The sequence below is a fragment of the Candidatus Methylomirabilota bacterium genome, assembly GCA_035315345.1.
In the GTDB taxonomy this organism is placed as follows: domain Bacteria; phylum Methylomirabilota; class Methylomirabilia; order Rokubacteriales; family CSP1-6; genus CAMLFJ01.
On sequence record DATFYA010000086.1, the window covers coordinates 1 to 25016 of the forward strand.

At 71.1% G+C, this 25016-nt stretch carries 25 protein-coding genes; 15 read left to right on the forward strand and 10 right to left on the reverse strand.

Features of this window, described 5'->3' with window-relative positions; translation table 11 throughout:
• Window positions 1-169 precede the first annotated feature (169 nt).
• Window positions 170-925: an enoyl-CoA hydratase-related protein gene (locus VKN16_10930; GenBank protein ID HME94716.1), complete on the forward strand. Its 756-nt coding sequence runs from the start codon at window positions 170-172 to the stop codon at window positions 923-925.
• A complete protein-coding gene (locus VKN16_10935) occupies window positions 925-1983 on the forward strand; it encodes an LLM class flavin-dependent oxidoreductase (protein HME94717.1) in 1059 nt (352 codons plus the stop codon). Before VKN16_10930 ends, VKN16_10935 begins: the two co-directional genes overlap by 1 nt.
• Before the next feature lie 5 nt (window positions 1984-1988).
• Here the strand turns inward: VKN16_10935 and VKN16_10940 are convergent, their stop codons facing one another.
• The 4 genes from VKN16_10940 to VKN16_10955 form a co-directional block, all read right to left on the reverse strand.
• The gene (locus VKN16_10940; protein ID HME94718.1) at window positions 1989-2183 is read right to left on the reverse strand and encodes a DUF1059 domain-containing protein; all 195 of its coding nucleotides are present in this window, start codon (window positions 2181-2183) and stop codon (window positions 1989-1991) included.
• A 44-nt stretch (window positions 2184-2227) separates the two neighbouring features.
• The gene (locus VKN16_10945) at window positions 2228-2422 is read right to left on the reverse strand and encodes a hypothetical protein (GenBank protein HME94719.1); all 195 of its coding nucleotides are present in this window, start codon (window positions 2420-2422) and stop codon (window positions 2228-2230) included.
• Between the two features lie 139 nt (window positions 2423-2561).
• Window positions 2562-4181, reverse strand: coding sequence for an AMP-binding protein (locus VKN16_10950; protein HME94720.1), 1620 nt, complete (start codon window positions 4179-4181; stop codon window positions 2562-2564).
• Window positions 4182-4194: 13 nt separating this feature from the next.
• Complete coding sequence (locus VKN16_10955; protein HME94721.1) at window positions 4195-4716, reverse strand: RidA family protein; 522 nt, start codon at window positions 4714-4716, stop codon at window positions 4195-4197.
• 100 nt (window positions 4717-4816) lie between these two features.
• On the opposite strand from VKN16_10955, the gene VKN16_10960 reads away from it, so the two are divergent.
• The gene (locus VKN16_10960; protein ID HME94722.1) at window positions 4817-5059 is read left to right on the forward strand and encodes a hypothetical protein; all 243 of its coding nucleotides are present in this window, start codon (window positions 4817-4819) and stop codon (window positions 5057-5059) included.
• A gap of 195 nt (window positions 5060-5254) precedes the next feature.
• Here the strand turns inward: VKN16_10960 and VKN16_10965 are convergent, their stop codons facing one another.
• The 4 genes from VKN16_10965 to VKN16_10980 all read right to left on the reverse strand — a co-directional run bounded on the left by VKN16_10965 (window position 5255) and on the right by VKN16_10980 (window position 9378).
• Complete coding sequence (locus VKN16_10965) at window positions 5255-5716, reverse strand: aromatic-ring-hydroxylating dioxygenase subunit beta (GenBank protein HME94723.1); 462 nt, start codon at window positions 5714-5716, stop codon at window positions 5255-5257.
• A 1-nt stretch (window position 5717) separates the two neighbouring features.
• Window positions 5718-6959, reverse strand: coding sequence for an aromatic ring-hydroxylating dioxygenase subunit alpha (locus VKN16_10970; protein ID HME94724.1), 1242 nt, complete (start codon window positions 6957-6959; stop codon window positions 5718-5720).
• A gap of 360 nt (window positions 6960-7319) precedes the next feature.
• Window positions 7320-8342, reverse strand: coding sequence for an LLM class flavin-dependent oxidoreductase (locus VKN16_10975; GenBank protein ID HME94725.1), 1023 nt, complete (start codon window positions 8340-8342; stop codon window positions 7320-7322).
• A gap of 25 nt (window positions 8343-8367) precedes the next feature.
• On the reverse strand, window positions 8368-9378 hold the full coding sequence (locus VKN16_10980; protein ID HME94726.1) for an amidohydrolase family protein: 1011 nt from the start codon (window positions 9376-9378) through the stop codon (window positions 8368-8370).
• A 93-nt stretch (window positions 9379-9471) separates the two neighbouring features.
• On the opposite strand from VKN16_10980, the gene VKN16_10985 reads away from it, so the two are divergent.
• Window positions 9472-10443 carry a thiamine pyrophosphate-dependent dehydrogenase E1 component subunit alpha gene (locus VKN16_10985; protein HME94727.1) on the forward strand — a complete coding sequence of 324 codons (972 nt, stop codon included), beginning with the start codon at window positions 9472-9474 and terminating at the stop codon, window positions 10441-10443.
• Window positions 10444-10617: 174 nt separating this feature from the next.
• Here the strand turns inward: VKN16_10985 and VKN16_10990 are convergent, their stop codons facing one another.
• A complete protein-coding gene (locus VKN16_10990; GenBank protein HME94728.1) occupies window positions 10618-11814 on the reverse strand; it encodes a formyl-CoA transferase in 1197 nt (398 codons plus the stop codon).
• Between the two features lie 98 nt (window positions 11815-11912).
• Between VKN16_10990 and VKN16_10995 the strand changes: the two genes are divergently transcribed.
• The 3 genes from VKN16_10995 to VKN16_11005 are packed head-to-tail and all read left to right on the forward strand — an operon-like array spanning window position 11913 to window position 15336.
• Window positions 11913-12812, forward strand: coding sequence for a TauD/TfdA family dioxygenase (locus tag VKN16_10995; protein HME94729.1), 900 nt, complete (start codon window positions 11913-11915; stop codon window positions 12810-12812).
• On the forward strand, window positions 12809-13858 hold the full coding sequence (locus tag VKN16_11000) for an LLM class flavin-dependent oxidoreductase (protein ID HME94730.1): 1050 nt from the start codon (window positions 12809-12811) through the stop codon (window positions 13856-13858). Before VKN16_10995 ends, VKN16_11000 begins: the two co-directional genes overlap by 4 nt.
• Complete coding sequence (locus tag VKN16_11005; protein HME94731.1) at window positions 13855-15336, forward strand: 4-hydroxyphenylacetate 3-hydroxylase N-terminal domain-containing protein; 1482 nt, start codon at window positions 13855-13857, stop codon at window positions 15334-15336. Before VKN16_11000 ends, VKN16_11005 begins: the two co-directional genes overlap by 4 nt.
• 102 nt (window positions 15337-15438) lie before the next feature.
• Here the strand turns inward: VKN16_11005 and VKN16_11010 are convergent, their stop codons facing one another.
• The gene (locus VKN16_11010; GenBank protein ID HME94732.1) at window positions 15439-17040 is read right to left on the reverse strand and encodes an MBL fold metallo-hydrolase; all 1602 of its coding nucleotides are present in this window, start codon (window positions 17038-17040) and stop codon (window positions 15439-15441) included.
• Between the two features lie 125 nt (window positions 17041-17165).
• Between VKN16_11010 and VKN16_11015 the strand changes: the two genes are divergently transcribed.
• The 8 genes from VKN16_11015 to VKN16_11050 form a co-directional block, all read left to right on the forward strand.
• Window positions 17166-17396 carry a hypothetical protein gene (locus VKN16_11015; protein ID HME94733.1) on the forward strand — a complete coding sequence of 77 codons (231 nt, stop codon included), beginning with the start codon at window positions 17166-17168 and terminating at the stop codon, window positions 17394-17396.
• Window positions 17397-17418: 22 nt separating this feature from the next.
• Complete coding sequence (locus tag VKN16_11020; GenBank protein ID HME94734.1) at window positions 17419-18402, forward strand: alpha-ketoacid dehydrogenase subunit beta; 984 nt, start codon at window positions 17419-17421, stop codon at window positions 18400-18402.
• A gap of 30 nt (window positions 18403-18432) precedes the next feature.
• Complete coding sequence (locus VKN16_11025) at window positions 18433-19824, forward strand: 2-oxo acid dehydrogenase subunit E2 (GenBank protein HME94735.1); 1392 nt, start codon at window positions 18433-18435, stop codon at window positions 19822-19824.
• A gap of 7 nt (window positions 19825-19831) precedes the next feature.
• Entirely contained in the window at window positions 19832-21142 is a 1311-nt protein-coding gene (locus VKN16_11030) for a hypothetical protein (GenBank protein HME94736.1), read from the forward strand.
• 8 nt (window positions 21143-21150) lie between these two features.
• A complete protein-coding gene (locus tag VKN16_11035; GenBank protein ID HME94737.1) occupies window positions 21151-21627 on the forward strand; it encodes a (2Fe-2S)-binding protein in 477 nt (158 codons plus the stop codon).
• A 1-nt stretch (window position 21628) separates the two neighbouring features.
• A complete protein-coding gene (locus tag VKN16_11040) occupies window positions 21629-23872 on the forward strand; it encodes a molybdopterin cofactor-binding domain-containing protein (GenBank protein HME94738.1) in 2244 nt (747 codons plus the stop codon).
• The gene (locus tag VKN16_11045) at window positions 23872-24699 is read left to right on the forward strand and encodes a TauD/TfdA family dioxygenase (GenBank protein ID HME94739.1); all 828 of its coding nucleotides are present in this window, start codon (window positions 23872-23874) and stop codon (window positions 24697-24699) included. Before VKN16_11040 ends, VKN16_11045 begins: the two co-directional genes overlap by 1 nt.
• Window positions 24696-25016, forward strand: a 321-nt coding sequence (locus tag VKN16_11050) for a dienelactone hydrolase family protein (protein HME94740.1), incomplete at its 3' end; no start/stop codon positions are given. The genes VKN16_11045 and VKN16_11050, both read left to right, overlap by 4 nt.

The window sequence follows — 25016 nt, forward strand, 5'->3', positions numbered from 1 at the left end:
GACAAGCTGCGCCGCTCGGTGGACGCGCTGCTGGGCTGGTACGCCGAGGGCAAGCTGAAGCCGTGCATCAGCCACCGCCTGCCGCTGGAGCGCACCGTGGAGGCGATCAAGCTCCTGACCGACCGCCGCGCGCACGGCAAGATCGTGGTCGTCCCGGGAGCCTGAGCCGGTGGAGATCCGCGTCACCGCGCACGGCCGGCACGTGGCGATCGTCACCATCGACAACCAGCCGCGGCTGAACGCGATGACGCGAGCCATGATGGGAGAGCTGGCCCGGCGATGGGACGAGCTGGAGAGCGGCCCGTGCCGGTGCATCGTGCTCACCGGAGCGGGGAGCCGCGCGTTCTGCGCGGGCGCCGACGTCAGTGGCGACCTGAGCGCCTCGGTCGAGACCGCGCGGGTGGTGAGTCACGCGCTGCTGAAATACGACGCGTACGCCAAGCCGATCGTGGCCGCGGTCAACGGCGACTGCGTGGGCGGCGGCGTGGAGCTGCTGCTCGCCACCGACATCCGCGCCGCCGCGCCCCACGCCCGCTTCGGGCTGCCCGAGGTGAAGTGGTCGATCTATCCCTTCGGCGGAGCCACCGTGAAGCTGCCCCAGCAGATCGGCCACGTGCACGCGATGGACCTGCTGCTCACCGGGCGGCTGATCGACGCCGCCGAGGCCGCGCGCCTGGGTCTGATCAACCGGGTGGTGCCCGCCGAGGGACTGATGGACTGGGCGCTGGAGACGGCCGACCAGATCGCGGCCCACAGCCCGTCCGCGGTGCAGGCGGTGAAGCGGCAGATCAGCGCCACCATCGCCGACCACGTGCGGTCGCGGGAGCCGATGGAGCAGGAGCTGGGCGATCGCGTCCGGGCCAGCGCGCACTTCAAGGAAGGCGTGGCCGCGTTCCTCGAGAAGCGCCGGCCGAGCTACGACTGATGGCCGCGCCGGTGCAGGTCCACATCCGGGTGCCCGGCACCGCGCCGATGCCGGAGCTGATGCGGCTGATCCAGTCCATCGAGGCCGCCGGCTTCGACGGCACCGGCATCCTCGATAGCCAGCTCCTGAGCCGCGACACCTTCGTCACGCTCGGCCAGGCCGCCACGCACACCTCACGGCTCGCCCTGTTCCCGGCGGTCACCAATCCGTTCACCCGCCATCCCTCGGTGCTGGCCTCCGCGATCGCCACCGTGGAGGAGCTGGCGCCGGGACGCGTGAAGTTCGTGATCGGCACCGGCTACACGTCGGCCAGCACCATCGGTCGCAAGGCGGCCCGCCTCGACGAGATGCGCGAGTGCATCGGCACCGTGAAGACGCTGCTCGCGGGGGAGGGCGCGCGATTCGGAGACCGCACCGGGCGCCTCGGCTACGCCAGTGGCCGGCGCATCCCGGTGCTGATGGCCGCCTCCGGGCCGAAGGCGATCGAGCTGGCCGGCGAGATCGCCGACGGCGCCCTGCTGCTGGTCGGCGCCAACCGCGGCATCGTGGCCCGCGCGCTCGAGCACCTCGAGCGCGGCGCGAAGCGCGCCGGTCGCCGGGTCGACGACCTCGAGGTGATCTGGGCGGTGCGCACCGCCACCCTGCCGACGACGGCCGAGGCGCTGCGCGAGGCGCGCCCGACCGCGGTGCACTGGGGCATCCTGCGCTGGGGCGGCTACTGGCTCGAGCCGGCGGGGCTGCGCCTGCCGCCCCTGACGGTGCCGGACGCGGTGTGGAAGGTCTACCCGGATCTGTCGCACGCGCACGACTGGGAGGCGGCCATCGCCGCGACCTCCTTCGTGCCGGACGAGGTGGTGGCCCAGCTCTGCGAGGCGATGGGACTGATCGGCACGGCGGCCCAGTGCGCGGCGCGCATCACCGAGCTGGCCGCGCTGGGAGTGCGGAGCCTCTACCTGATGCCGCTGCTGACCTTCGCGCCGCCCGCCCGGGAGATCGCCGGCTTCCGCGACGTGGTCTTTCCCCGTCTCGCCGCCGCGGGCGTACGCGCGACGTCCTGAGCCCGCTACCGCGGGCGCTTCTTGTCGTGGATGGCGCCCCGGAGCCGGGCCAGCATCGGGGCCGGGATGATCCGCATGCCGTGATCCACCCGCACGTGGTCCTTGCCGCGGGCCAACACGTCCTTCTCATTCGGTCCCTCGATCACCACCGGGCACCGCGAGATGACGTCGCTACAGCGCAGCACCTTGGTGGTAGGCACGACGTGTCGACGGATCGTGGGCACGGGTCTGGGAATACCCCGGCTCAAGCGAGTTCGGGAAGTGGCTGGATGGACGCGATCTCGTCCCGACCGTCGTGGTGCCGGATCGTCACCCGGACCAGGGTGCCGACCCGCAGGTCGCAGCGGGTGCCGACCGGCAGGAAGAGCGGGGACACGGAGCCCACCCGGAGGCGGTCACCGTCGCGCTCGAGGATCGGTCCGACGATGCTGTCCCCCATGCGGCCGACAGGTGGCAAGGCTCATGCCCACTCGCAGCCCATCAGAATTGCGAGACTCCCGCCCGCGGCGGGGAGCGCGCCGAAGCGAGCCGGGAAGAAGATGCCCGGAAATAATGTGCCCCGGTCTCGGGCCTCGGTCTCAGGCCGGTCCGGGGCCGCGCGCGGACGCCAGCCGCTCGGCGAGCCGGAACTTCTGGACCTTGCCGGTGCCGGTGACCGGCAAGTCATCCCGCGTGACGAGGTGGATCTCCTGCGGCACCTTGTAGGCGGCGAGGGCGTCCTTGCAGAGCGCGCGCAGGGCCTCCGGCTCCGCCCGCTGGTCCGGGCGCAGCACCACGACCGCGACGAGGATCTCCTCCCGCCGCGGATCCGGCAGGCCGACCACGTAGGCCTGCTCCACCGCGGGATGACCCATCAGGACCTCCTCGACCTCGAGCGGAGCGACGTTGATGCCGCCGGTCTTGACCATTTCCTTGATCCGCCCGCGAAAGCGCAGCCGGCCGTCGTCGCCGACGAATCCCAGATCGCCGGTCACCAGGAACCCGTCGGCATCGAAGGACACCGCGTTCCGCTCGGGATCGCGATAGTAGCCGGGCGTGAGATGGCCGCGCACGAGGATCTCGCCCACCTCGCCCGGCGGCAGGGGCCGCCGGGTCTCGCGGTCCACCACGCGAATCTCCATGCCGGGCAGTGGGTAGCCCACGGTGGTGCGCCGGATCTCGGCGGGATCGTGCGCGTCGGTCACCGAGCAGTTGCCGTAGCACTCGGTCAGACCGTACACGTTGCAGATCTCGCGCGCGCCCAGGTCCATCACCATCTGCATGGCGGTGGGCGCCCCGATGGCCGCGCCGGTGCGCAGCGAGGAGAGGTCGCGGCGTGGCCGCTCCGGGTGCTCGATCAGGGCCTGGGCGATGTTGGGCGTGCCGTAGTACACGCTGCAGCGCTCGCGCTCGATCAGGGCGAGGGCCGCCGCGACGTCCATCTGCTCCTGCAGGACGATGGTGCCGCCGTGGGTCATCACGGCCAGGAGGCCGTTGGCGCAGCCGAAGCTCCAGAAGAGCGAGATGCCCATCCAGATCCGGTCGGCCGGCGTCAGGCGCTGGCGCTCGCCGATGTTCCAGGTGTTCTCGACGAGCCCGCCGTGGCAGAGCTGCACGCCCTTGGGCGTCGAGGTCGTGCCCGACGTATAGAGGATGTAGGCCACGTCCTCGGGCGAGACGGGCCGCCGGGCCGCGTCGATCTCCTCGGCGTCCACGTCCCGACCGGGCGCCCACAGCGCGTCGAGCGTGGAGAGCCCCGCGACCTCTTCGCCGACGACGACCACGCGGCGGAGATGGGGCAGGCGCGCGCCGCCCGGCCCGCCCAGCTCGGCCAGCGCGGCGAGGTAGTCCTGTCCGCCGAAGCGCGGGATGGTGATCAGCAGGGAGGCCTCGCAGTGGTTCAGCACGTACTCGAGCTCGCGCGGGCGTGACCACGTGCTGATCGGCACCAGCGTGGCGCCGAGCATGGTCACCGCGAAGCCGACCAGCAGCCACTCCGGCCGGTTGTTCATGAGCATGGCCACCATGTCGCCGCGCTTCACGCCGGCGCGCAGGAGCCCCCCGGCCAGCTCGCGCACCTGCGCGCGCGTCTCCGCATAGGTCAGCCGCCGGGCCCCCTCGCTGTCCACGATCAGCTCGTGCGCGGGCTGGCGCGCGGCCATCTCGTCGAGCAGGTCGGGCAGGGTCCGGGCGGCGGGCCGGGCGGGGCGAGCGGTCATGACGGTCGCGAGCCTACTTCACGTAGTGATCGCGCGCCAGCGGCGGCGTGACCCCGTCGCCGGAGAAGAGCACGGTGAGCACGACCTCGACGGAATGATTCAGGGCGAGGCCCTGGCAGCCGATGGCCGCGCGCGTGGGCTTGCCGCGGTCGCCGTACAGCTCGACCAGGAGATCGGTGGCGCCGTTGATCACGCGGGGCTGCTGGGCGAAGCCGGGCGCCGAGTTCACGAAGCCGATGAGCTGCACCGCCTGCTGCACGCGATCGAGATCGCCCAGCGCGTACTTGACGACGGCCAGGCTCGAGAGCAGCGCGTAACGCGCCGCCTCGTAGCCCTGCTCGATCGACAGCTCCGCGCCGACGACGCCGGTGAGATGCGGCGCGCCGTCCTTCACCGGCGTGGTGCCCGAGAGATAGAGCACGTTGTTGACGGTCAAGTGAGACATGAAGCGCGCGCCGGAAGCATTGGCGCGATATTGCCGATCCACGTCGAACAGCGTGAGGCCGAGCGCGTCGAGCTTCTTCTCGATGATCATCGTGTCGTGTCCTCCCGAAATGTTATCCACATTTATTCACAGAACTTTCTTCGTCATCGTCTTGACACATCACCCACCGCTTCACTAGGCTGCTCGGGTCATGCAGGCGAGTCGCAAGCCTCTCGCGAAAGTCGAAGGCCGCAGGTCACTACGGCACAGCGGGCTCACCATTGCATGGCGCGGCACGCCCGATCTCGACGATTGGGTCGCCTATATCGTCAACCGGACCAAATCGAAGAAGCTGATCCTCGCGGACCAGGTTTCGGAGCGGAAGATCAAGCTGCTCCTGCAGCGTGTGGCGGGCCTGTCGCGCCGAGGCGTCGAGAAGCTGGCGAAGGGCTAGTCCGAGCGAGCCCGGCCGAGCCGCGCACCCCCCGTATCGAGGGGACCGTGGTCTATCCACAGCGTGTGGATAGGTCTGTGCATAGCGCCGGTTCTGTCTCCGTAAACCACGGATAAACAAGGCTGAATGGGCCATCATCCGGCGGTCGTCTTCCGGGGCCCTTTCAGCGGTTTCACCGCGCGCGGCCGTCGCGGGTCAGAGCGGGATCGCGAGGAGCGTGTCCACGCGACTGCTGTCGCAGACCACCAGCCGCTCCCGGAAGCGGAGCGCGCCGCCCTCGTCCACCATGGTGTCGACGTAGCGGCCGGTGGCGAACAGATCCATCGTCCCGTCGCGCATCACCCGCACCACCAGGAACGGCGTCTCGGCGCGCACCGCGCCGTCGGCGTCGGCGCTGATGGCGGGGAGGCCGACCAGGTGGCGATAGACCTGCCGCTCGTAGATGTTGGCCTCGCGGAGCGCGGCCACGCGGTCCTGCAGCATCCCGCGCGTGTCGGCGTACACGAGGCCCGCCTCGAGGCCGCGGCGGTAGTTGTCGGCCGAGGTGATCTTGTAGAGACACGGATCGGTGAAGAACTCCGGCCACTGCTCGAGCCGGTCGTCGTCGATCGCGCGCGCGTAGGCGGCGTTGAGCTGGGTGACCCGCTCGGCCAGCACGTCACTGGCCCATGTAGCGGCGATACGCCTTCCAGAACCCGCGCACCGAGGCTTCGGTGGCGCGCGTCTCCTGCGACTCGGCGCCCTCGCCGCCCATGTTGACCACCGAGAGCGCCTCGCCCGCCGCGGCCACGCCGCGCTGGACGAAGCCGCCCACGCAGCCGTCCTCCATCGACACGTAGCCGGCGGGGCCGACCAGGTTCGACTGCTTGAGCCGGCGGCGGCGCATCTCGTCGGTGTCGTCGGCGAAGCCCAGATAGGTCCAGTGCAGCTCCATCGCGCTCGGGCCCTTCGGCAGCACCTGCCGCACGGCCAGGCAATTGGAGATCTGCTGGAGCACGAAGCCCGGGAACACGGTGAGGATCTGCAGCTGGATGCCGTCGCCGAACTCGTCCACCGCGTCGAGCAGGCTCGGATCGGCCAGCCGGTACTGCTCCTTCTCGGAGCGGATGCCCTGATCGCGATAGGCGGTGCTGCGGGCGTCGTCGGCCCGCGCGATGGTGGTGCTGGCGTGGTGACCGCCGTCGGGGCTCACCAGCACGCCGCCGCCCTGGGTGAGTCGGGTGATGCGGAACGTGCCGAAGAACGCGTGCAGCAGGCTCGCGTGATAGGTGTCCTTCACGTTCTCGACGTAGAGCTTCCAGTTGTTGGGCAGCGCCTGCACGAAGCGGCCCATCACCCGCAGCGGGCGGCGCAGCACCCGGCGCACGCGCCCCAGCACCTCGTCGCCGAGATAGGCCTCGAGCGGCGGGGCGTCGGGCGAGAGGCTCGCGAAGACGAGGCCGTTCAGCGCCGCGGTGCGCAGCTTGCGCGGCCCGTGGTCGGCCTTGCAGAACGACGCCGGCATGCCCCCGCGTCCGTTCGATCCCTTCTCGAACGCGATGCCGATCAGGGTGCCCTCGAGGTCGTAGCTCCAGGCGTGGTACACGCACTGGAAGTGGCGGCCCGTGTGGCCACCGTCGTCGAGCGCGATCAGCGCGCCGCGATGGGCACAACGGTTCTCGAAGGCGTGGATCGCGCCGTTGGCGCCGCGCACCACGATGACCGGCATCTCGCCGACGAACGTGGTGCGGTAGTCACCGGGCTTCTCCAGGTCGGACTCGAGACAGACGTAGCTCCAGGTGGGGCCTTCGAAGATGCGGCGCAGCTCCGCGCGGTAGTTGCCCTCGTCCTGGTAGACCCAGTACGGCACCCGCGCCAGTGACGCGCCCGGCCATTCGCGGCGCGGCTCGTGGACCGCCATCGCGCCCGGAGCATAGCACAGCGCGCCGGCGTGGGATCGCGCGGGGCCGATCGCGGGATCGCGCGCGGCGGCGCGGGTCCTGTCGTCGGGGGTCGCGCGGGCGGCTCGGCCTCCTCCACCCACTCGCCGGAGCCACCCGCGCCGCCGCGCTCGATCCCGCGCCTTTGCGATTCGTGACCCGCGCCCCGGGCGCAGGCGGATCTCACTGCGCATGTCGCGGAGGCGCTCGTGGTGGCTGCGGTTAGGCCGTTACTGCTCCGGTTCACGGGAGACGGGCGGGCGACCCCGACGTCACCCGCCGGCCTCGCGCGATGAAGCGACCCCTCACCCTGCCCTCTCCCCCGAGGGGAGAGGGAAGAGTCAGGAGAAGGCGGGCATGACGTCGCGGGCGAAGAGCTCCATGGAGCGCAGCACGCGCGACTGCTCGAGGTCGCCGAACCAGAAGCTGCAGTTGAAGTGGGTGATGCCGACCTCACGCTGCAGCCGCTGGATCTGGCGGATGCAGGTCTCGGGCGTGCCGATGACCAGGTAGCGGTCGAGCAGATCGTCCACGGTGGGCTCGGTGGGCGCGGGCACCGGGACGGCCTGTCCGCCCTCGACGCGTTCATAGTGATGACGCAGGCTGAGCGTCACGCGCATGTTCCAGCGCGCCTCCTCGGCGGCGGCACGGGCGTCGGCCTCGTCGGTGGTCACGTACACCGCGCGCTGCACGCCCACCCGGAGCGGCGGGTCGGGCTTGACCTCGGCCACCATGCGGTCGAACAGCCGGCGGAACTCGGCCATGCGCTCGACCGGCACGCCGAAGCCGCCGGTCAGCACGTTGAACCCGCGGCGCACCGCGCCCTCCACCGAGTCCGGGCTCTGCGCGGTGATCCAGATCGGCGGGCGCGAGCCGGTCGGCTGCGGGAAGATCGTCGTCTCCGGGATCTTGAACAGCTTGCCGTCGTAGGCGAACGGCTTGCCCTCGAACGCCTTCAGGATGATGTCGACGGATTCCTCCCACCGCGCGCGCCCGCTCTCCAGCTCCAGGCCGAAGCGCTCGAACTCGTAGTGCTGGTAGCCGCGACCCAGGCCGATGTCGATTCGGCCCGGGGCCAGCGTCTCGAGCGTGGCGATCTCCTCGGCCACCACCAGCGGGTGGTGCAGCGGCACCACGATGACCGCGGTGCCCACGCGCAAGCGCGTGGTCCGCGCCGCGATGTAGGTGGCCAGCTGCACCGGGCGGGAGAGGTACCCGTAGGTGGAGAAGTGGTGCTCGGCGAGCCAGATGTTGTCGAAGCCGAGGCGCTCGGCGGCGAGCGCCGTCTCGATCGCGCGCGCGTAGATCTCTCGGGAGGGCCGCGCAGAGGGCGACTGCATCAGCAGGAACGTTCCGAAGTTCATGGCCGGGCGGTCTCCTCGGTCTCGCTCAGGGCAGCGCGAGGAACTCCCGCGCGTTGTCGCGGGTCAGGCGGCGGCGGGTGGCCGCGTCCAGCCCGAGCGCCTCGAGCGCGCTCACCGGATCGTCCACGCCCATCTTGAACGGATAGTCGCTGCCCAGCACGATGCGCTCGGGCCCGAAGGTGTCGAGAGCGAAGGCGAGGACTTTCGGCGAGAGCGTCAGCGAGTCCACCCAGACGCGGCGCACGTAGGCGCTGGGCGGCTGGGCGATGGCGCGGTGGGCCTCGCCGATCGCCTCCCAGCCCCTGTCGAGCCGCGGCAGGATGTAGGCGAACGCGCCGCCGCCGTGCGCGAAGCACCAGCGGATGCGCGGCCAGCGCTCGAGCACCGAGCCGAAGATCACGCGGGTCATGGCCAGCGCGGTCTCGAGCGGGAAGCCCGCCACCTGGGTGAGGTTGTTCTTGCGGAAGCGCGGGTCGCCCAGGATCGGGGCCTGCGGGTGCACGAAGATGGCGATGCCGAGCGCGGCCGCCGCGTCCCACACCGGGCTCAGGCTCTCGTCGTCGAGGTCGAGGCCGCCGACGTTGGCGCCGAGCTCCACGGCCGGAAAGCGGAGCGTCGTCGCCACCCGCTCCAGCTCCTTGACCGCCAGATCCGGAGCCTGTAGCGGCAGCCCGCCCGCGCCCAGGAAGCGGCGGGGACTGCGGGCGACCAGCTCGGCGATCGCGTCGTTCTGCATGCGGCACCACTCGGCCGCGGCCGGGCCGGGCGCCCAGTAGCAGAAGGTGGGCGGAGCCGGGGAGAGCAGCTGCCGCTCCACGCCGGTCCGGTCCATGTCCTCGACCCGCCGCATCGGATCGAACGCGTGCGGGGTGAGCGTGCGGTTGAGCGTCGTGCCCAGATACAGGCGGCAGCCCGACGCGGGATCGCCATCCAGGCGCGGCCAGCGATCGCCGCCGTAGCGGGCCGCGAAATCCGGCCAGGCGCTCGGGAAGATGTGGGTGTGGACGTCGATGGTCACCCGGAGAGAATACCTCACCTCCTCGCGCCTTGACTCCGCGCCTCCGGGGGGGCAGCATGCCACGAGACCACCGACGACCCGCCCCCGGGAGGAGCGACCGTGAGCACCCAGATGACGGAGCCAAGGCTGGAGCTGGAGCAGCACCTGCACATGTACCGGCAGATGGCGAAGATCCGCGCCTTCGAGGAGCAGGTCAACGAGCTGTACAAGGGCGCCAAGATGCCGGGCCTGGCCCACCTCTACGTGGGGGAGGAGGCGGTCGCGGTCGGCGTGTGCGAGGCGCTCAAGCGCGACGACTTCATCACGAGCACGCACCGGGGCCACGGCCACTGCCTGGCCAAGGGCGCCTCGGTGAGCCGGATGTTCGCCGAGCTGCTCGGCAAGGAGCCGGGCTACTGCCGCGGCAAGGGCGGCTCGATGCACATCGCCGATCCGGAGACCGGCAACCTCGGCGCCAACGCGATCGTGGGGGGGTCCGCGGGTATCGCCACCGGCGCCGCGCTCTCCGCGAAGATGCGCGGGAGCGGCCAGGTCGCGGTGTGCTTCTTCGGCGATGGCGCGCTCGGGCAGGGGCTCCTCTACGAGTGCATGAACATGGCCGCGCTGTGGAAGCTGCCGGTGATCTACGTCTGCGAGAACAACCTCTACGGCGAGTACACCCCGGGCACCGAGACGGTGGCGGGCGAGATCCTCTCGCGCCCGCGCGCGGTCGGGGTGCACGCGGAGAGCGTGGACGGCCAGGACGTGCAGGCGGTGTTCGCCACGATGAAGCGGCTGGTGGAGCGCGCGCGCCGCGGCGAGGGGCCCGCGTTCCTCGAGTGCAAGACCTACCGCTACTACGGCCACCACGTCGGCGACGTCAACCGCGAGTACCGCACGCGGGACGAGGAGCGCGACTGGATGACCAATCGCGATCCGCTCCAGACCCTCGCCTCCCGGCTGCTGCAGCAGCGCCTCGCCGAGCAGACGGTCTTCGACCGGATCCACGCCGACGTGAAGACCGAGATCGAGAAGGGCGTGCAGTACGCGCTCGACGCCCCGTTCCCGAAGCCGGAGCAGGTGGACGAAGACGTGTATGCCTAGCGGTGTGCGCAGCCCGAGATGCACTGGTGGGTCGGGCGCGGCGCGTGCCGCCTGCGGCGCGTGGACGGCGGGCTGCGCATGAGCTTCAAGAAGGTCGTGCTGATCGACGCGGCCGTGACCTGATGTCCCTCTCGCCCGAGCCCTCACCCTGCCCCAAGGGGGAGAGGGTGGGGGCTAGATCGCGCCGTCCTTCTCGAGCGCGCGGATCTGCTCGTCGGAGTAGCCCAGCTCGGCGAGGATCTCTCCGCGGTGCTCGCCGAGCAGGGGCGACGGCCGAATCGTGGTCGACGACGCCGAGAGCTTGATTGGATTGCCGACGGTGACGAAGCGTCCCCGCACCGGGTGGTCGACCTCGACGATCATGTCGCGGGCGAGCAGGTGCGGATCGGTGAGCACCTCGCCGGTGTCCAGACACGCCCCGCAGGGCACGCCGGCGCCGGCCAGGATCGCCATCACGTCGTGCTTCGCGCGCCGCGACGTCCACTCCTCCACGAAGCGGTTGACCTCGTCGCGGTGACGGGCGCGCGCCTCCGACGTCTCGTAGCGCGCGTCGCCGATCAGGTCGTCGCGGCCGATGGCCTTCAGCAGCGGGTGCCACATCTGCTGCTGGACGAAGACGAACACGTAGTCGTTGGGGCCGCCGGGATGGCAGCGGTAGGTGGTGCCGGGCACGTTCGCGCCCAGCTGGTTGCCGGTGCGCTCCATGACCCGGCCGAAGCGCTGGTGATCGCGCAGGCTCACCCGGATCAGGTTCACCACCGCGTCCTGCATCGAGACCTCGACCCGCTGCCCCTCGCCGGTCGCGTGCCGCTGCATGAGGGCGGCGAGGATGCCGATCACGCAGTGCATGCCGGTGCCGGAATCGCCGATGGACGGCCAGGTGAAGGTCGGCGGCCCGTCCGCGAATCCGGTGACGCTCATCGCCCCGCCCATCGCCTGCGCGATCGGCTCGTAGCTCTTGTAGTCGCGATACGGCCCGTAGGTGCCGAAGCCCTTGATCGACGCGTAGACGAGGCGCGGGTTGATCTCACGCACCGCCGGATAGCCGAAACCCAGGCGCTCGATGACCCCGGGGCCGAAGTTCTCCAGCAGCACGTCCGCGGTCCGGAGCAGGGCGCGGAAGACGGCCTGGCCGTCCGGATGCTTGAGGTTCAGCGTGAGGCTCCGCTTGTTGGCGTTGAAGGCGAGGAAGAAGAGCGCGTCGGCGTCCGGCCGGTCCCGCTGCGAGTAGCGCGCCACGTCGCCGCGGCCGGGCTCCTCCACCTTGATCACGTCGGCTCCGAGCCAGGCGAGCATCTGGCCGCAGGAGGGACCCGCCTGGTTGTTGGTGACGTCCACGACGCGGATGCCGGTCAGGGCCTGGGCGCTCATCGGGCCCCATGCGTACCACACCCGGCCCCGCCGGGTCGAGGCCGGTCGGCGACCGAGTCCACTTGACGAGGGCCGGACCGCCGGGCACTCTCCCCGGCATGGCGACCCAGACGATCGGCGCGGTGAGCTTCCGTCAGGTGGGACCCTGCCTGGCGGCCGAGGTCGACGGCCTCGACCTGACCCGGCCGCTGTCACCGGACGAGGTGGCCGCGGTGCACGCGGGCATGGATCGGTACGCGGTACTGGTCTTCCACGACCAGCCGCTCACCGACGAGCAGCAGCTCGCCTTCACGCGCAGCCTGGGCGAGATCGAGCACGCCATCGGCACCGGCCTGCGCGAGCAGTACCGGCTGCCGACCACCTTCGCCGACGTGTCGAACCTGGACGTCAACAACCAGGTGTTCGCGCGCGACAGCCGCACGCGGCTCTTCTCGCTCGGCAACCGTCTCTGGCACTCCGACAGCTCCTTCAAGATGGTCCCCGCGAAGTACTCGCTGCTGCATGCGCGCGCGATCCCGTCGAGGGGCGGCAACACCGAGTTCGCGGACATGCGGGCCGGCTATGACGCCCTCGACCAGGAGACCAAGGACCGCGTCGCCGACCTGATCTGCGAGCACTCGCAGCTCTACTCGCGCTCGCTGCTGGGCTTCACCGAGTTCACCGACGAGGAGCGCGAGCGCTTCACGCCGGTGCGCCAGGTGCTGGTGCGCACCCATCCCGGCCACCGGCGCAAGTCGCTCTATCTCTCCTCCCACGCCGGCGACATCGTGGGCTGGCCGGTGCCGGAGGCGCGCGCGTTCCTGCGCGATCTCAACGAGATCGCGACCCAGCGCGAGTTCGTCTACTCGCACCGGTGGCGCGTCGGCGATCTGGTCATGTGGGACAACCGCCAGACCATGCATCGCGCGCGGCCGTTCCCCGAGCACGAGCCGCGCGACGTGCGGCGCACTACCCTGATGGGCGACGGCCCCACCACCGCGCAGGTCGCGGCCGCGTGAAGTTCGGCCTGTTCTTCCAGGCTCCGGAGGCGCCGGGGCAGAGTCACGTCCAGCGCTACGCGGAGATGATCGAGCTGATCGGCCTCGCCGACACGCTCGGCTTCGACGTGGCGTGGCTGGCCGAGCTGCACTTCGGCGGCGCCTTCTCGCTGCTCTCGAACCCGCTCATGGCGGTGCCGGTCATCGCCCAGCGCGCCCCGCGCATCCGCATCGGTACCGCGGTGACGCTCTTGCCGCTGCACCACCCGCTGGCCTGCGCCGAGCAGGCCGCGACCGCCGACCTCCTCTCGGGCGGGCGGCTCGAGCTGGGGGTGGGGCGCGGCTCCATCCCGAGCCAGTTTCACGGCTTCCGGGTGCCGCTGTCCGAGAGCCGCAGCCGATTCGTCGAGGCGCTCGACATCATCCGGCTCGCCTGGACGCGCGAGCGGTTCAGCTACGCGGGTGCGCACTACCAGGTGGAGGACGTGTCCGTGGTGCCCCGCCCGGTCCAGCGGCCGCACCCGCCGATCCGGGTTGCGGTGCACTCCGCGGAGAGCTTCGCCCACATCGGCGGCCTCGGCCTGCCGATCTACTCGGGCACCACCACCACGCCGCTGCCCCAGCTGCGCGAGTTCACGGCCCTCTATCGCGAGCGGCTGGCCGCGGGCGGGCACGCGTGGCAGCCCGACCAGATGGCGCTGATGCTGCCGGTGCACGTGGGCGAGACCGGGGGCGCGGCCCGCGACGCGATGCGACCGGGCGTGCGCAAGTACTACGAGAACCTCCGCACCATCTTCTCGGCGCTGCCCGACTCCTACGCCGAGCACCTGCCGCGCTTGAAGATCATCCAGGACACCCTCGCGAATCTGCCCTACGAGAAGTTCTTCCGCGATCAGGCGGTGTTCGGCGACGCCGCCGAGGTGGTCGACCGGCTGCAGGCGGTGATCGAGGAGTTCTCGCTCTCGCAGGTGATCTGCTGGTTCGACCAGGGCTCGATGCTGCCGCGCGCCGAGGTCGAGACCACCATGCGGCGGTTCGTCGAGCAGGTCATGCCGAAGCTCTCGTGAGGACCGGCGGCGAGTACCGCGAAGCCCTGCGCGACGGCCGCCGGGTCTGGGTCGTCGGCGAGGGGCTCATCGAGGACGTGACGGTCCATCCGGCCACCCGCGCGATGGTCGACGAGTACGCCGCGTGGTACGACCGGCACCACGATCCCGAGTGGCGAGAGGTGCTCCTCACCCCGCCCGACGCGAGCGGCGCGCGGGCGCCGTGGGCCTTCGCACTGCCCGGGAGCGCGGCGGACCTGCGCGCGATGGGGCGCAGCTACGCGGCGACCATCTTCCTGACCGCGGGCAACATGACCCACACGCCCGGCTACGGTAACCTCATCGCGCTCGGCATTCACGACGTGGTCCGGCAGCGCAACGTCTCGCCGGACCAGGTCGCGAGCGCGGCGGCGTATCGCGACCTGCTCGCGCGCACCGGCCGCTTTCTCACGTTCTCGGCCGGCGCCGCCACGATCGGCTATCGACTCCGCGAGGATCCCGATCAGCGCGCGGCGCTCCGCGTCGTGCGCGAGACGGACGCGGGGCTCGTGCTGAGCGGCAAGGTGGGCATGCACACGAGCCCGGTCTACGCGGAGGACGTCTACATCGGCGCTCACTGCGGAGTGGACCGCGACGGCCACCGGGCCACGTTCGTGGTGCCGGTGAGCGCGCGAGGCGTCACCGTCCTGTGTCGAAAACTCTCGGCCCGGCACGCGAATCCGTTCCTGGCCCCGCTCAGCAGCCGCTTCGACGAGCTGGACGGGCAGATGTGGCTCGAGGACGTGCTGGTGCCGTGGGACCGCGTGTTCCTCACCGAGGCCTCGCCCGATCCGATCGCGGCGTGGTGCTTCTGGCATCAGCTCTACGCGTGGCTCGCCAAGGCCGAGTTCACCCTCGGCCTCGCGCTGGCGTGCGCCCACGCGATGGGGCTCCGCGACCACGAGCCGACCATCGAGCATCTGATCGACCTGGTGGTGGACGTGCAGACCGTGCGGAGCTGTCAGGCCGCGGCCGAGCTCGATCCCGACGCGTCGGCGGCGGGCTACTCCATGCCCGGCCGCGTCCACGTGGCGGCGGGCAGCATCGCGATGCAGAAGGCGCGGCAGCGCATGGCGGAGATCCTGCGGATCGTGCCCGGCTCGTCGTTGGTGGTGGCGCCGTCGGACAAGGACCTGGCTTCACCCGAGGTGGCGGCGGGGCTCGAGGAATCGTTCGGCGGCGGTGAGTACACCGCGCTGCAGCGCGCGGCCTTGCTGCAGCTGGCCGCCGATCACGTGGCGTCGGCCCTGGACGGTCGCGAGTCCGCCTTCGAGCTGCACGCCAACGGCGGCCTCATGGCATGGCGCGGGCGCCTGCGCCGCGCGTTCACCGACTACAACGACCTCGCCAATGGCGTGCTGCGCGCGCTCAGCCTCGAGATGCCGGCGATCGACCTGGACCACCTCCGCCAGATCGCCCTGCCGCAGCGCCGCCCGGTCACTCCCCCTCGCCGCGACTGATCGATCAGTTCGGGGTCAGGTCTTGCATTACGACATTTTTGCCGCGCCACGCGACATCGTCGCGAGGCACGAAAATGTCGTAATGCAAGACCTGACCCCAGTCTATTTGCCGTCGAGGGCGGTCAGGGTGGCGTAGTCGGCGGTCGAGCCGTGGCCGCCCGCGAACTTGGTGGGCTGGATGCCCGCCTTCTTCACGCCGGCCACCAGCGAAGCCTGCAGTGGGTTGAGCTTGTCTCCCAGCGGCGCGCCCGGGCTCCAGATGTCGGTGACGAAGCCCAGCTTCTGGTCGACGACGTAGCCGATCATCATGCCGTCGGCGTGCGGATTGGGGGCGATGACGTAGGCCTCGACCTGCCGCTGGCCGTCGGTGATCGTCCACTTGTCGGCCACCTCGACGATCGGAGTGCGGCCCAGGTCCTGCGAGGCCACGTCGGGATTGCGCGTGAAGGGCGCGGCGAGGACGCGCTTCCAGTGCTCGGCGGTGCCCTTGCCGGTCACGATGGTCACCCCGTCGGCCGCGTAGGCGCGCAGGCCGCCGGTGTGGTCCATGTGGTGGTGCGTGAGCACGAGATACTTCACCGGCTTCTTGAGGTACTTCGCGTGCGCGGCGCTGAGCGTCCAGTTCGACTGCCAGTCGGAGACCGGCGCGTCGAACACCACCAGGTAGTCCTTCATCTCCACGATGAGGCTGTTGTGCGAGCCGCCCACCACGTGCTGGACGCCGGGGCCCAGCTGCACCATCCGCAGGCCGGGCGAGGCGCGGGTGTCATAGCTCGGCGCGTCGGAGTCGAGATAGGCGCCGATGAACTGGCGGCGAAGCACCCACTGGTAGGGCACGCGCTCGGTGGCCGGCTTGGGGGCCCCGGTGAGATAGGCGGCCGGGATCTGGAGCCGATCCGCCGCGATGGGCGCGTTGAGCTTCGTCTCGGTGATCTTGGTCTCCACGATCATCCGGTCGTTGAGCTCGTATTTCCGGCTGGTGGCCACGCGCACGCCGTCCACGACCTGCCAGTCCGACAGCACCAGATCGTAGGTGACGTCGCCCCAGACGTTGTCGTAGTCGAACGAGCGGACTCGCGCGGGCAGCCCGGTGGCGGGATCGAACATCACGGTGAGCGTCTGGGCGCCCACCCGGTAGGCGGCCGCCTTGTAGGTCACGCCGCCGACCGTGACGTCGGGCGCGGCGGAGACGCGGTCGGGATTCTGCTGCATCTCGAAGGCCAGGAGCGGCGAGGTGCGGACCAGCTCGCGCTGGGACGCGGCCAGGCGGAGCCCGGACATGGTGTGCGCGGGCGGATTCGACTCCAGGCTCTGCCTGGTGCGGCCGCCGCTGTCGATGCCGGCGACGTAGCCGGCCTGGGCGGTCACGACCTCGCTGAAGGTGAACTTGTTCGGCGCCGGGTACTGGAAGTCGCGGACCCAGTCCGTTCGCGTGGCGCGCATGGTCACGTCGGTCACCGACTCCATGGTCGCCTGGTTCGCGAAGCGCATCTCGCCGCCGGCGACCGCCGATTGCTCGGGCGCCCACTGACGCTCCGTCCCCTTCTGGGAGATCGTCTTCACCTTGGCCATGGCGTCGGTGCCGCCCTGAGCCTGAACCGCGCGGGCGACGTGGTCACGTCCGCCCCCCGACATGGAGGCGCACGCCACGACGCCCATCGCGATGGCCAGCGACAACCCGAGCGTCGTCCCGACACGCTTCATAGATACCTCCGAGGAGAGTGTGCGAATTTGGGTGCCCGACAGTATAGCCGAGTCATGCCGATGCCGACGTCTTGGGATAGGATAGGCCACCGGCGGCTCAGACGGCGCGACACATCGGAGGCTCCATGAGATCAGCGGTGCCCGGACGGAGGAGAACGCTCTCGCGCCGGGCCGTGCTCGCCCTCGTTCCGGGACTCGTGGCCCTGCACGCCGCGCCCGCGCTCGCCCAGCGCGCGGCCGGGCCGGCGCGAATCGGCTGGGTGTCCTACGTGGGCCAGCCCGACGTGGGGGTCGAGAAGCTGCGCTTGACCGTCCCGCAGTCGATCCTGGTCCGGGCCGACCGCGTCATCGAATAGAGTCGTCGACGAGGAGATGCGCATGAGCGAGCGAGAGCTGACGTACGGTGAAGCGGTCAAGGAAGCCATCGCCGAGGAGATGCGGCGCGACCCCCGGGTCTTCCTCATCGGGGAGGACGTGGCCGAGGCCGGGCATCCCTTCAAGACCCTGGTCGGGCTCGTGCAGGAGTTCGGCACCGACCGGATCATCGACACCCCGATCTCCGAGCCGGGCTACGCGGGTATCGGGGTGGGCGCCGCGATGACCGGCATGCGGCCGGTGGTGGACGTCATGTTCGGCGACTTCATCACCTTGACCATGGACCAGATGGTGAACCAGGCCGCCAAGGCGCACTACATGTCGGGCGGCAAGATCAAGGTGCCGATCGTGTTCCGCACCACGCTCGGGGCCACCCGCCGCTCGGCCGCGCAGCACTCGCAGTCGCTCCACGCGTGGGTGAGCCACATCCCCGGGCTGAAGGTCGCGCTGCCCTCGGGGCCGTACGAGGCCAAGGGGCTCATGAAGACCGCGATCCGCGACGACAGTCCGGTGGTGATCTTCGAGGACAAGATGATGTACCGCGTGAAGGGGCCGGTGCCCGAGGGCGACTACACGATCCCGTTCGGGGTGGCCGAGGTGAAGCGCGCGGGCCGCGACATCACCATCGTCGCCACCAGCAGCATGGTCCCAGTTTCACTCGGGGCCGCCAAGCTTTTGGAGGACGCCGGCATCAGCGCGGAGGTGATCGATCCGCGCACGACGTGGCCGCTCGACAAGCAGACGCTGATCGACTCGGCCAAGAAGACGTCGCGCGCGCTGGTGGTGGACGAGGGCTACGAGCGTTACGGGGTGACCGCCGAGATCGCCGCGGTGATCGCGGACGGCGCCTTCTATCATCTCGACGCTCCGGTGAAGCGCATGGGCGCCATGGACGTGCCGGTGCCATTCTCGCCCGTGCTGGAGGATCTGACGGTGCCGTCGGAGAGGACCGTCTTCGAGGCGGCCCGCGCGCTGTGCCGCCGCTAGGGTCGGTGGGTGGATTGACGAGATAGCGCGATGCCGACCAACGTCATCATGCCCGCGCTGGAGCTGGCGCAAGAGACCGGCAAGGTCCTGCGCTGGATGAAGGCGCCCGGGGACACGGTACGCAAGGGCGAGCCGATCGTGGAGATCGAGACCGACAAGGTCACGGTCGAGATCGAGGCGCCGGCCACCGGCATCCTCCGCGACGTCACCGCCCGGGAGGGCGACATCGTCCCGGTCGGCCACACCATCGCCATCATCGCCGCCCCCACCGACTCCGCCGCCCCCTCCTCCCTCTCTCCTCCAGGAAGCGCCCCCTCCTCCCTCTCCCCTCAGGGGAGTGCAATCTCCTCCCTCTCCCCTCAGGGGAGAGGGCAGGGTGAGGGGCCCAGTGGTCAGGGGTCCGATGGCCGCGTCAAGGCCTCCCCCCTCGCGCGAAAAGTCGCGGAAGAGCACGGCGTCGACCTCGCGCGCATCAAGACCGCCACCGGCAAGATCGAGAAGGCCGACGTGATCGCCTACGTGGAGGGCCAGAAGGCCGTGGCGACCGCGGGCAACGGGCGCGGCGGACGCCTGGTCGCGGCGTCGCCGAAGGCGCGCCGGCTCGCCGCGGAGCGTGGGATCGATCTCCGCGGGCTCACGGGATCGGGGCCGGGCGGGGCGGTGATCGCGGTGGATGTGCCCCTCACCCTGCCCTCTCCCCAGGGGGGAGAGGGTGTGGCGGAGCGCGTACGGGTGGCTCCTCAGGTGGCGGCGGGCGAGCGGGTGGGGACGGTGTGGCGGATCATGGCCGAGCGGATGACCGCGTCGTGGACCAGCGCGCCGCACTTCTACCTGGTCCGCGAGGTCAACGTCGCGCGGCTGCGATCCTGGCTCGAGACGGCGCGCAAGCAGACCGGCGCGCGCATCACGTACACCGACCTGCTCGTCAAGCTGGTGGGAGCGACGCTCGCCCAGCATCCGCGCGTCAACGTCTCGTGGAAGGACGGCGCGCTCGAACGCCACGCCGAGATCAACGTCGGCCTCGCGGTCGCCCTCGAGGACGGCCTCGTGGTGCCGGTGATCCATCGCGCCGACACGCTCGGGCTGCAGGACATCGCGGCGCGGCGCGAGGAGCTGGTCACCCGCGCCCAGGCCGGCAAGCTGCGGCCCGCCGATATACAGGGCGGCGTGTTCACGATCAGCAACCTCGGCATGTACGGCGTGGACGCGTTCAGCGCGATCGTCAATCCGCCGCAGGCCGCGATCCTCGCGGTCGGCCGCATCGCGGACCGGGTGGTCCCGGTCAACGGGCAGCCCGCGGTGCAGCCGACCATGGTGCTGACCCTGTCCTGCGACCATCGCGCCCTCGACGGCGCCCGCGGCGCTCAGTTCCTGGGCGCGCTCGCGGATCTGATCGAGGAGCCGCTCACTCTCCTCGTGTGAGGGACCCATGCCGCTGACCGATCGCTACGGCCTCCCCGTCTCGACCGACTCGTCCACCGCGCTCGATCGTTTCCAGGACGGCATGGACCGGCTCCTCGCCTATGCCCCGGGGGCCGAGGAGTGTTTCGACGCGGCGCTGGCCGCCGATCCGCGCCTGGCGGTGGCCCACGCCGGCGTCGCGCTCCTCGCCATGGTCCAGGGGGACGGGGCGGCCACGCGCCGCGCGATCGGCCGCGCCCAGGACACGGTGGCCGGCGCCACGCGGCGCGAGCGGCAGCAGATCGCGGCGCTCGGCGCCTTCGTGGACGGCGACAGCGCGCGCGGTTTCGCGCTGGTGGACGAGCACGTGGCCGAGTTTCCGCGCGACGCGGTCCTCGTCAACCAGGCCAGCAGCGCGATCGCGCTGGCCGGCCGGCCCGACCGCGAGCCATACCGGGTGGCCTTCCTGGAGCGGCTCGCTCCCGCCTACGGCGACGACTGGTGGTTCCAGTCGGCGCTCTCGTTCACCTATCACGAGGTGGACCGCTTCGAGGAGGCCCGACGCCTCTCGGAGGCGTCGCTCCGCCAGTATCCCGCCAATGCGAGCGCCGCCCACAACCTGGCCCACATCGCCTTCGAGACGCTCGACATCGACGCGGGGGCCGCGTTCCTCGACGGCTGGATGGCCGGCTACGATCGGCGCGCGCACTTCCACTGCCATCTCGCCTGGCACCAGGCGATGTTCGCGCTGCACGAGGGACGCTACGCCCGCGCGCTCGAGATCTTCGGCCGCGACATCGTGGGAGCGAGCAATCCGCGCTCCACCATGACCGACGGCACCGCGCTCCTCTGGCGCCTCCGGCTCGACGGGGCCAGCGAGCAGCCCCTGCCGTGGCGCGCGCTCGCCGACATCGCGGGGCGCGTGTCGCGTCCCGGGTATCTCTTCGGCGAGGCTCACGCCGCGCTGGCCTACGCGGCCAGCGGCGACGAGGCGGCGCTGACGCGGCTCCAGGACGGGTTGCGCGCCCTCGACGACAAGGGACATCCGTTCGCGGGGCGGGTGGTGCTGCCGCTCGTGGAGGGGGCCGGCGCCTTCGCGGCGGGCGACTTCGCGGGGGCGCTTCGCCACTTCGAGCCGGTCGAGGCCGAGATGCACCGCATCGGGGGCAGTCACGCGCAGTGGGAGATCTTCGAGGAGACCATGATCCTCTGCTACCTCGAGACCGAGCGCTACGACGACGCCACGCGCCTCGTGAGCCGCCGTCTCGCCCGCCGGGCCTCGCCGCGCGACCGGCGCTGGCTCGAGCGCGCGAGCGCCGGGCGCGCCCCGTGGCAGTAAGCCGCGACATGGCCAAGCTGACGCTCGAGGTGAACGGGGCGACCCGCGAGGTCGACTCCGACGATCCCGACGTCCCGCTCCTCTACGTGCTGAGGGACGACCTGAAGCTGACCGGCACCCACTTCGGATGCGGGCTGGCCCAGTGCGGGGCGTGCACGGTGCTCGTCGACGGCCGGGCGGTCCGCTCGTGCATCGCGCCGACCGCGTCCGTGGTCGGCCACGAGGTGGTGACCATCGAGGGCCTGGGGTCGCCCGAGCGGCCCGATCCGCTGCAGGCCGCATTCATCGGCGAGCAGGCCGCGCAGTGCGGCTACTGCACCGCCGGCATGGTGATGAGCGCCCGCGCGCTGCTCGTCCGGACGCCCCGTCCGAGCGAGCAGCAGGTGCGCGACGCGCTGGCCGGCAACCTCTGCCGCTGCGGCAGCCACGCGCGGGTCATCCGCGCGGTGCTCCGGGCCGCCGGCGCGGCGCCGGGAGCCCGCTGAGATGGCGGCGCCGGTCTCGCGGCGGTCCTTCCTGGCCGGCACGCTCGCCGCCGGCTCAGTGCTGGTGGTCGGTGGGCTCGACGGCGTGGAGCGGTCGGACGCGCAGTCCATGCCCGACGCCGACCGGTTTCTCGGCAAGTCGCTGGCCCCGGACGCGGTGGACTCGATCATCGCGATCGGGCGCGACGGGACCGTCACCATCTTCGTGGGGCGGGTGGACCTCGGCACCGGCTCGCGCATCGCGATGCGCCAGATCGCCGGCGAGGAGCTGGACGTCGCGCCGGAGCGCATCGCGATGATCGAGGGCGACACCGCGCTCACGCCCAATCAGGGCGGCACCGGCGGCAGCTACGGGGTGGCCCGCGGCGGCGTCCAGCTTCGCCGCGCCGCCGCCACCGCGCGGCAGGCCCTGATCGGGATGGCGGCGCCGCGGCTGGGCCGGCCCGCCGCCGATCTGGAGGTCGCCGACGGAGCGGTGCGCGCGAAGGACGGCGGCGCCTCGGTCGGCTACGGCGACCTCATCGGCGATCGCACGTTCAACCTGAAGGTGGACGCGGCGGCCCCGCTGAAGCCGCACGACCGCTTCCGCTTCATCGGCCGCTCGCTGCCGCGCCCGGACGTGCCGGAGAAGGTGACCGGTCATCACCGCTATCTGCAAGACCTGGCGCTGCCGAGCATGCTGCACGCGCGGGTGATCCGCCCGCCCGCGCTGGGCGCGACGCTGCAGTCGGTGGACGAGTCGTCGATCGCGGGCGTCCGGGGCGCGCGGGTGGTGCGCATCCGGTCCTTCCTCGCGGTGGTGGCCGAGCGCGAGTGGGATGCGCTGCGAGCGGCGGGCGCCATCAAAGCGCAGTGGAGCGGGGGCGGCGGCCTGCCCGATCACGCGCGCGAGTTCGATCTCATGCGCGCGAGCCGGGTAGAGCGCCACCAGGAGGTGGCGAAGCGCGGCGATCTCTCGGCGCTGAGCGCGCCGCCGGCGGGCGCCCGGACCCTGGCCGCCTCGTATCGGTGGCCGATGCAGACCCACGGCTCGATCGGGCCGTCGTGCGGGGTGGCCGACGTGCGCGGAGACCGCGTCACGGTGTGGAGCGCGTCGCAGAACGTGCACGGCCTGCAGAACACCGTGGCGGGCGCCCTCGGCGTCGAGCGGGACCGGGTGCGCGTCATCTATATGGACGGCGCCGGCTCCTACGGCGCCAACGGGGCGGACGACGCGGCGATGGAGGCCGCGCTGCTCTCCCGGACGGTGGGCCGGCCGGTGCGCGTGCAGTGGAGCCGGCAGGAGGAGCACGGGCTCGACCCGAAGGGCCCGGCCCAGATGCTGGACCTGCGCGCCACCGTGGACAAGGACGGCGAGATCGTGGCGTGGGAGACGCAAGCGTGGCTGCCCATCGCCACCGCCAATCTGCCCCATCTCCCGCTGCTGGTCCTCGACGCCGCCGGCATCCCGCAGACGCCGGGGCGCTCGACCGGCCTCATCTACCAGAACATCGATCCGCCCTACGCGATGCCGAACCTGAACGCGGTCGTGCACTGGATCGCGGACGCGCCGCTGCGCACGTCGCCCCTGCGCGCGCCGGGCAAGATCGCCAACACGTTCGCGGTGGAGTCCTTCACCGACGAGATCGCGGCGCTGGCTCGCATCGATCCGCTCGAGTTCCGGCTGCGCCGGCTGTCGAATCCGCGCGGCATCGAGGTGCTCAAGCGCGTCGCCGCGCGCATGGGCTGGCAGCCGCGGCCCTCGCCTCGGCCGATGGATCGGCGGGCCGCGGTGCTCACGGGGCGCGGCCTCGCCTACGTGCACTACAAGCACGAGGAGACCATCGTGGCCATGGGCATGGAGGTGGCGGTGGAGCGCGCCACCGGCCGCATCCGGGTGACGCGAGTGGTGGCCTCGCAGGACTGCGGGCTCATGATCAACCCGGACTGCGTGCAGGCGCAGCTCGAGGGCAACATCCTGCAGACGCTCTCGCGGGCGCTGCACGAGGAGGTCGTCTACGACCGGAATCGCGTGACCACGGTGGACTGGGCCAGCTATCCGATCCTCACGTTCCCGGAGGTGCCCCGGCTCGAGTTCGAGCTGATCCAGCGCCTCGACCAGCCGCCGCTCGGCGCGGGCGAGGCCGCCTCCACCCCGGTGGGCGCGGCGCTGGCCAACGCGGTGTTCGACGCCACCGGGGTGCGGCTGCGCACGATCCCGTTCCGACCGGAGCGCGTGAAGGCCGCGCTCGCGAGCAAGGCGTGATGGAGATCCGCCGGCTCGGGCCGCAGATCGGCGTCGAGATCCTCGGCGTGGACGTGCGCGCGCTCGACGACGCGGGCTTTGGCCGCATCTACCGCGCCTGGCTCGATCACAACGTGGCGGTGGTGCCGGGCCAGACGCTCGAGATCGACGAGTTCCTCGCCTACAGCCGCCGCTTCGGCCCGGTGGTCCCGCACCCGTCGAAGAGCACGCGACATCCCGAGCGCCCGGAGATCACCCTGCTCGGGGTGAACAAGTTCGGGCCCGACGGCGCGCTCGACCTGACGATCTACCGACGCGGGGCCGAGGGCTGGCACACCGACGGCGCCTACGACGAGGAGCCCTTCAAGGCCACCCAGCTCTATGCCCTCGCGGTGCCGAGCCGCGGCGGCGACACCCACTTCGCCAGCATGTACGCCGCCTACGAGGCGCTGCCGCCGCGTCTGAAGGACCGGCTCGAGGGCCACAAGGGCGCCTTCACCTACGGCGGCCGGAAGAAGGCCACCGCGCTGCTGAACGAGGAGGACCGCGACTGGACGCCGGTCTTCCATCCCATCGTCCGCATCCATCCCGAGACCGGGCGCAAGGGCCTCTACTTCGACCCGGGCAAGATCCTCTATATAGACGGCATGGAGCGGGCGGAGAGCGACGCGTTGATCGACGAGCTGACCGAGCGCATGATCCAGCCCGAGGGGCAGTACACGCATCGGTGGCGGACGGGGGACGTCGTCATCTGGGACAATCGCTGCTCGTACCACAAGGCGGCGGGCGACTATCCGCCGGAGGAAGACCGGATCCACTGGCGGGTCTCGATGAAGGAGCGGACATGAACGTCGTGGCGCGAATGGTCACGCAGGAGCAGGACGGCATCCCCGGCTACCTGGCGCATCCCGACGCGCCCGGGACGCGGCCGGGTATCTTGATGGTCCACCACGCGCACGGGGTGACCGCCGACTACAAGATCGACGCCTACCGCCTGGCCGGCCTCGGCTTCAACGTGCTCGCGCCCGATCTCTTCAACATGTTCGGCATCGCGGGCACCACCCACATCGGCATGGGCGCGGATCTGCAGGCCAAGCACGGCGACGACGAGTTCCTGGGCAAGATGGACGAGGCCTGGCGCTACCTCATCGACCGCATGGGGACC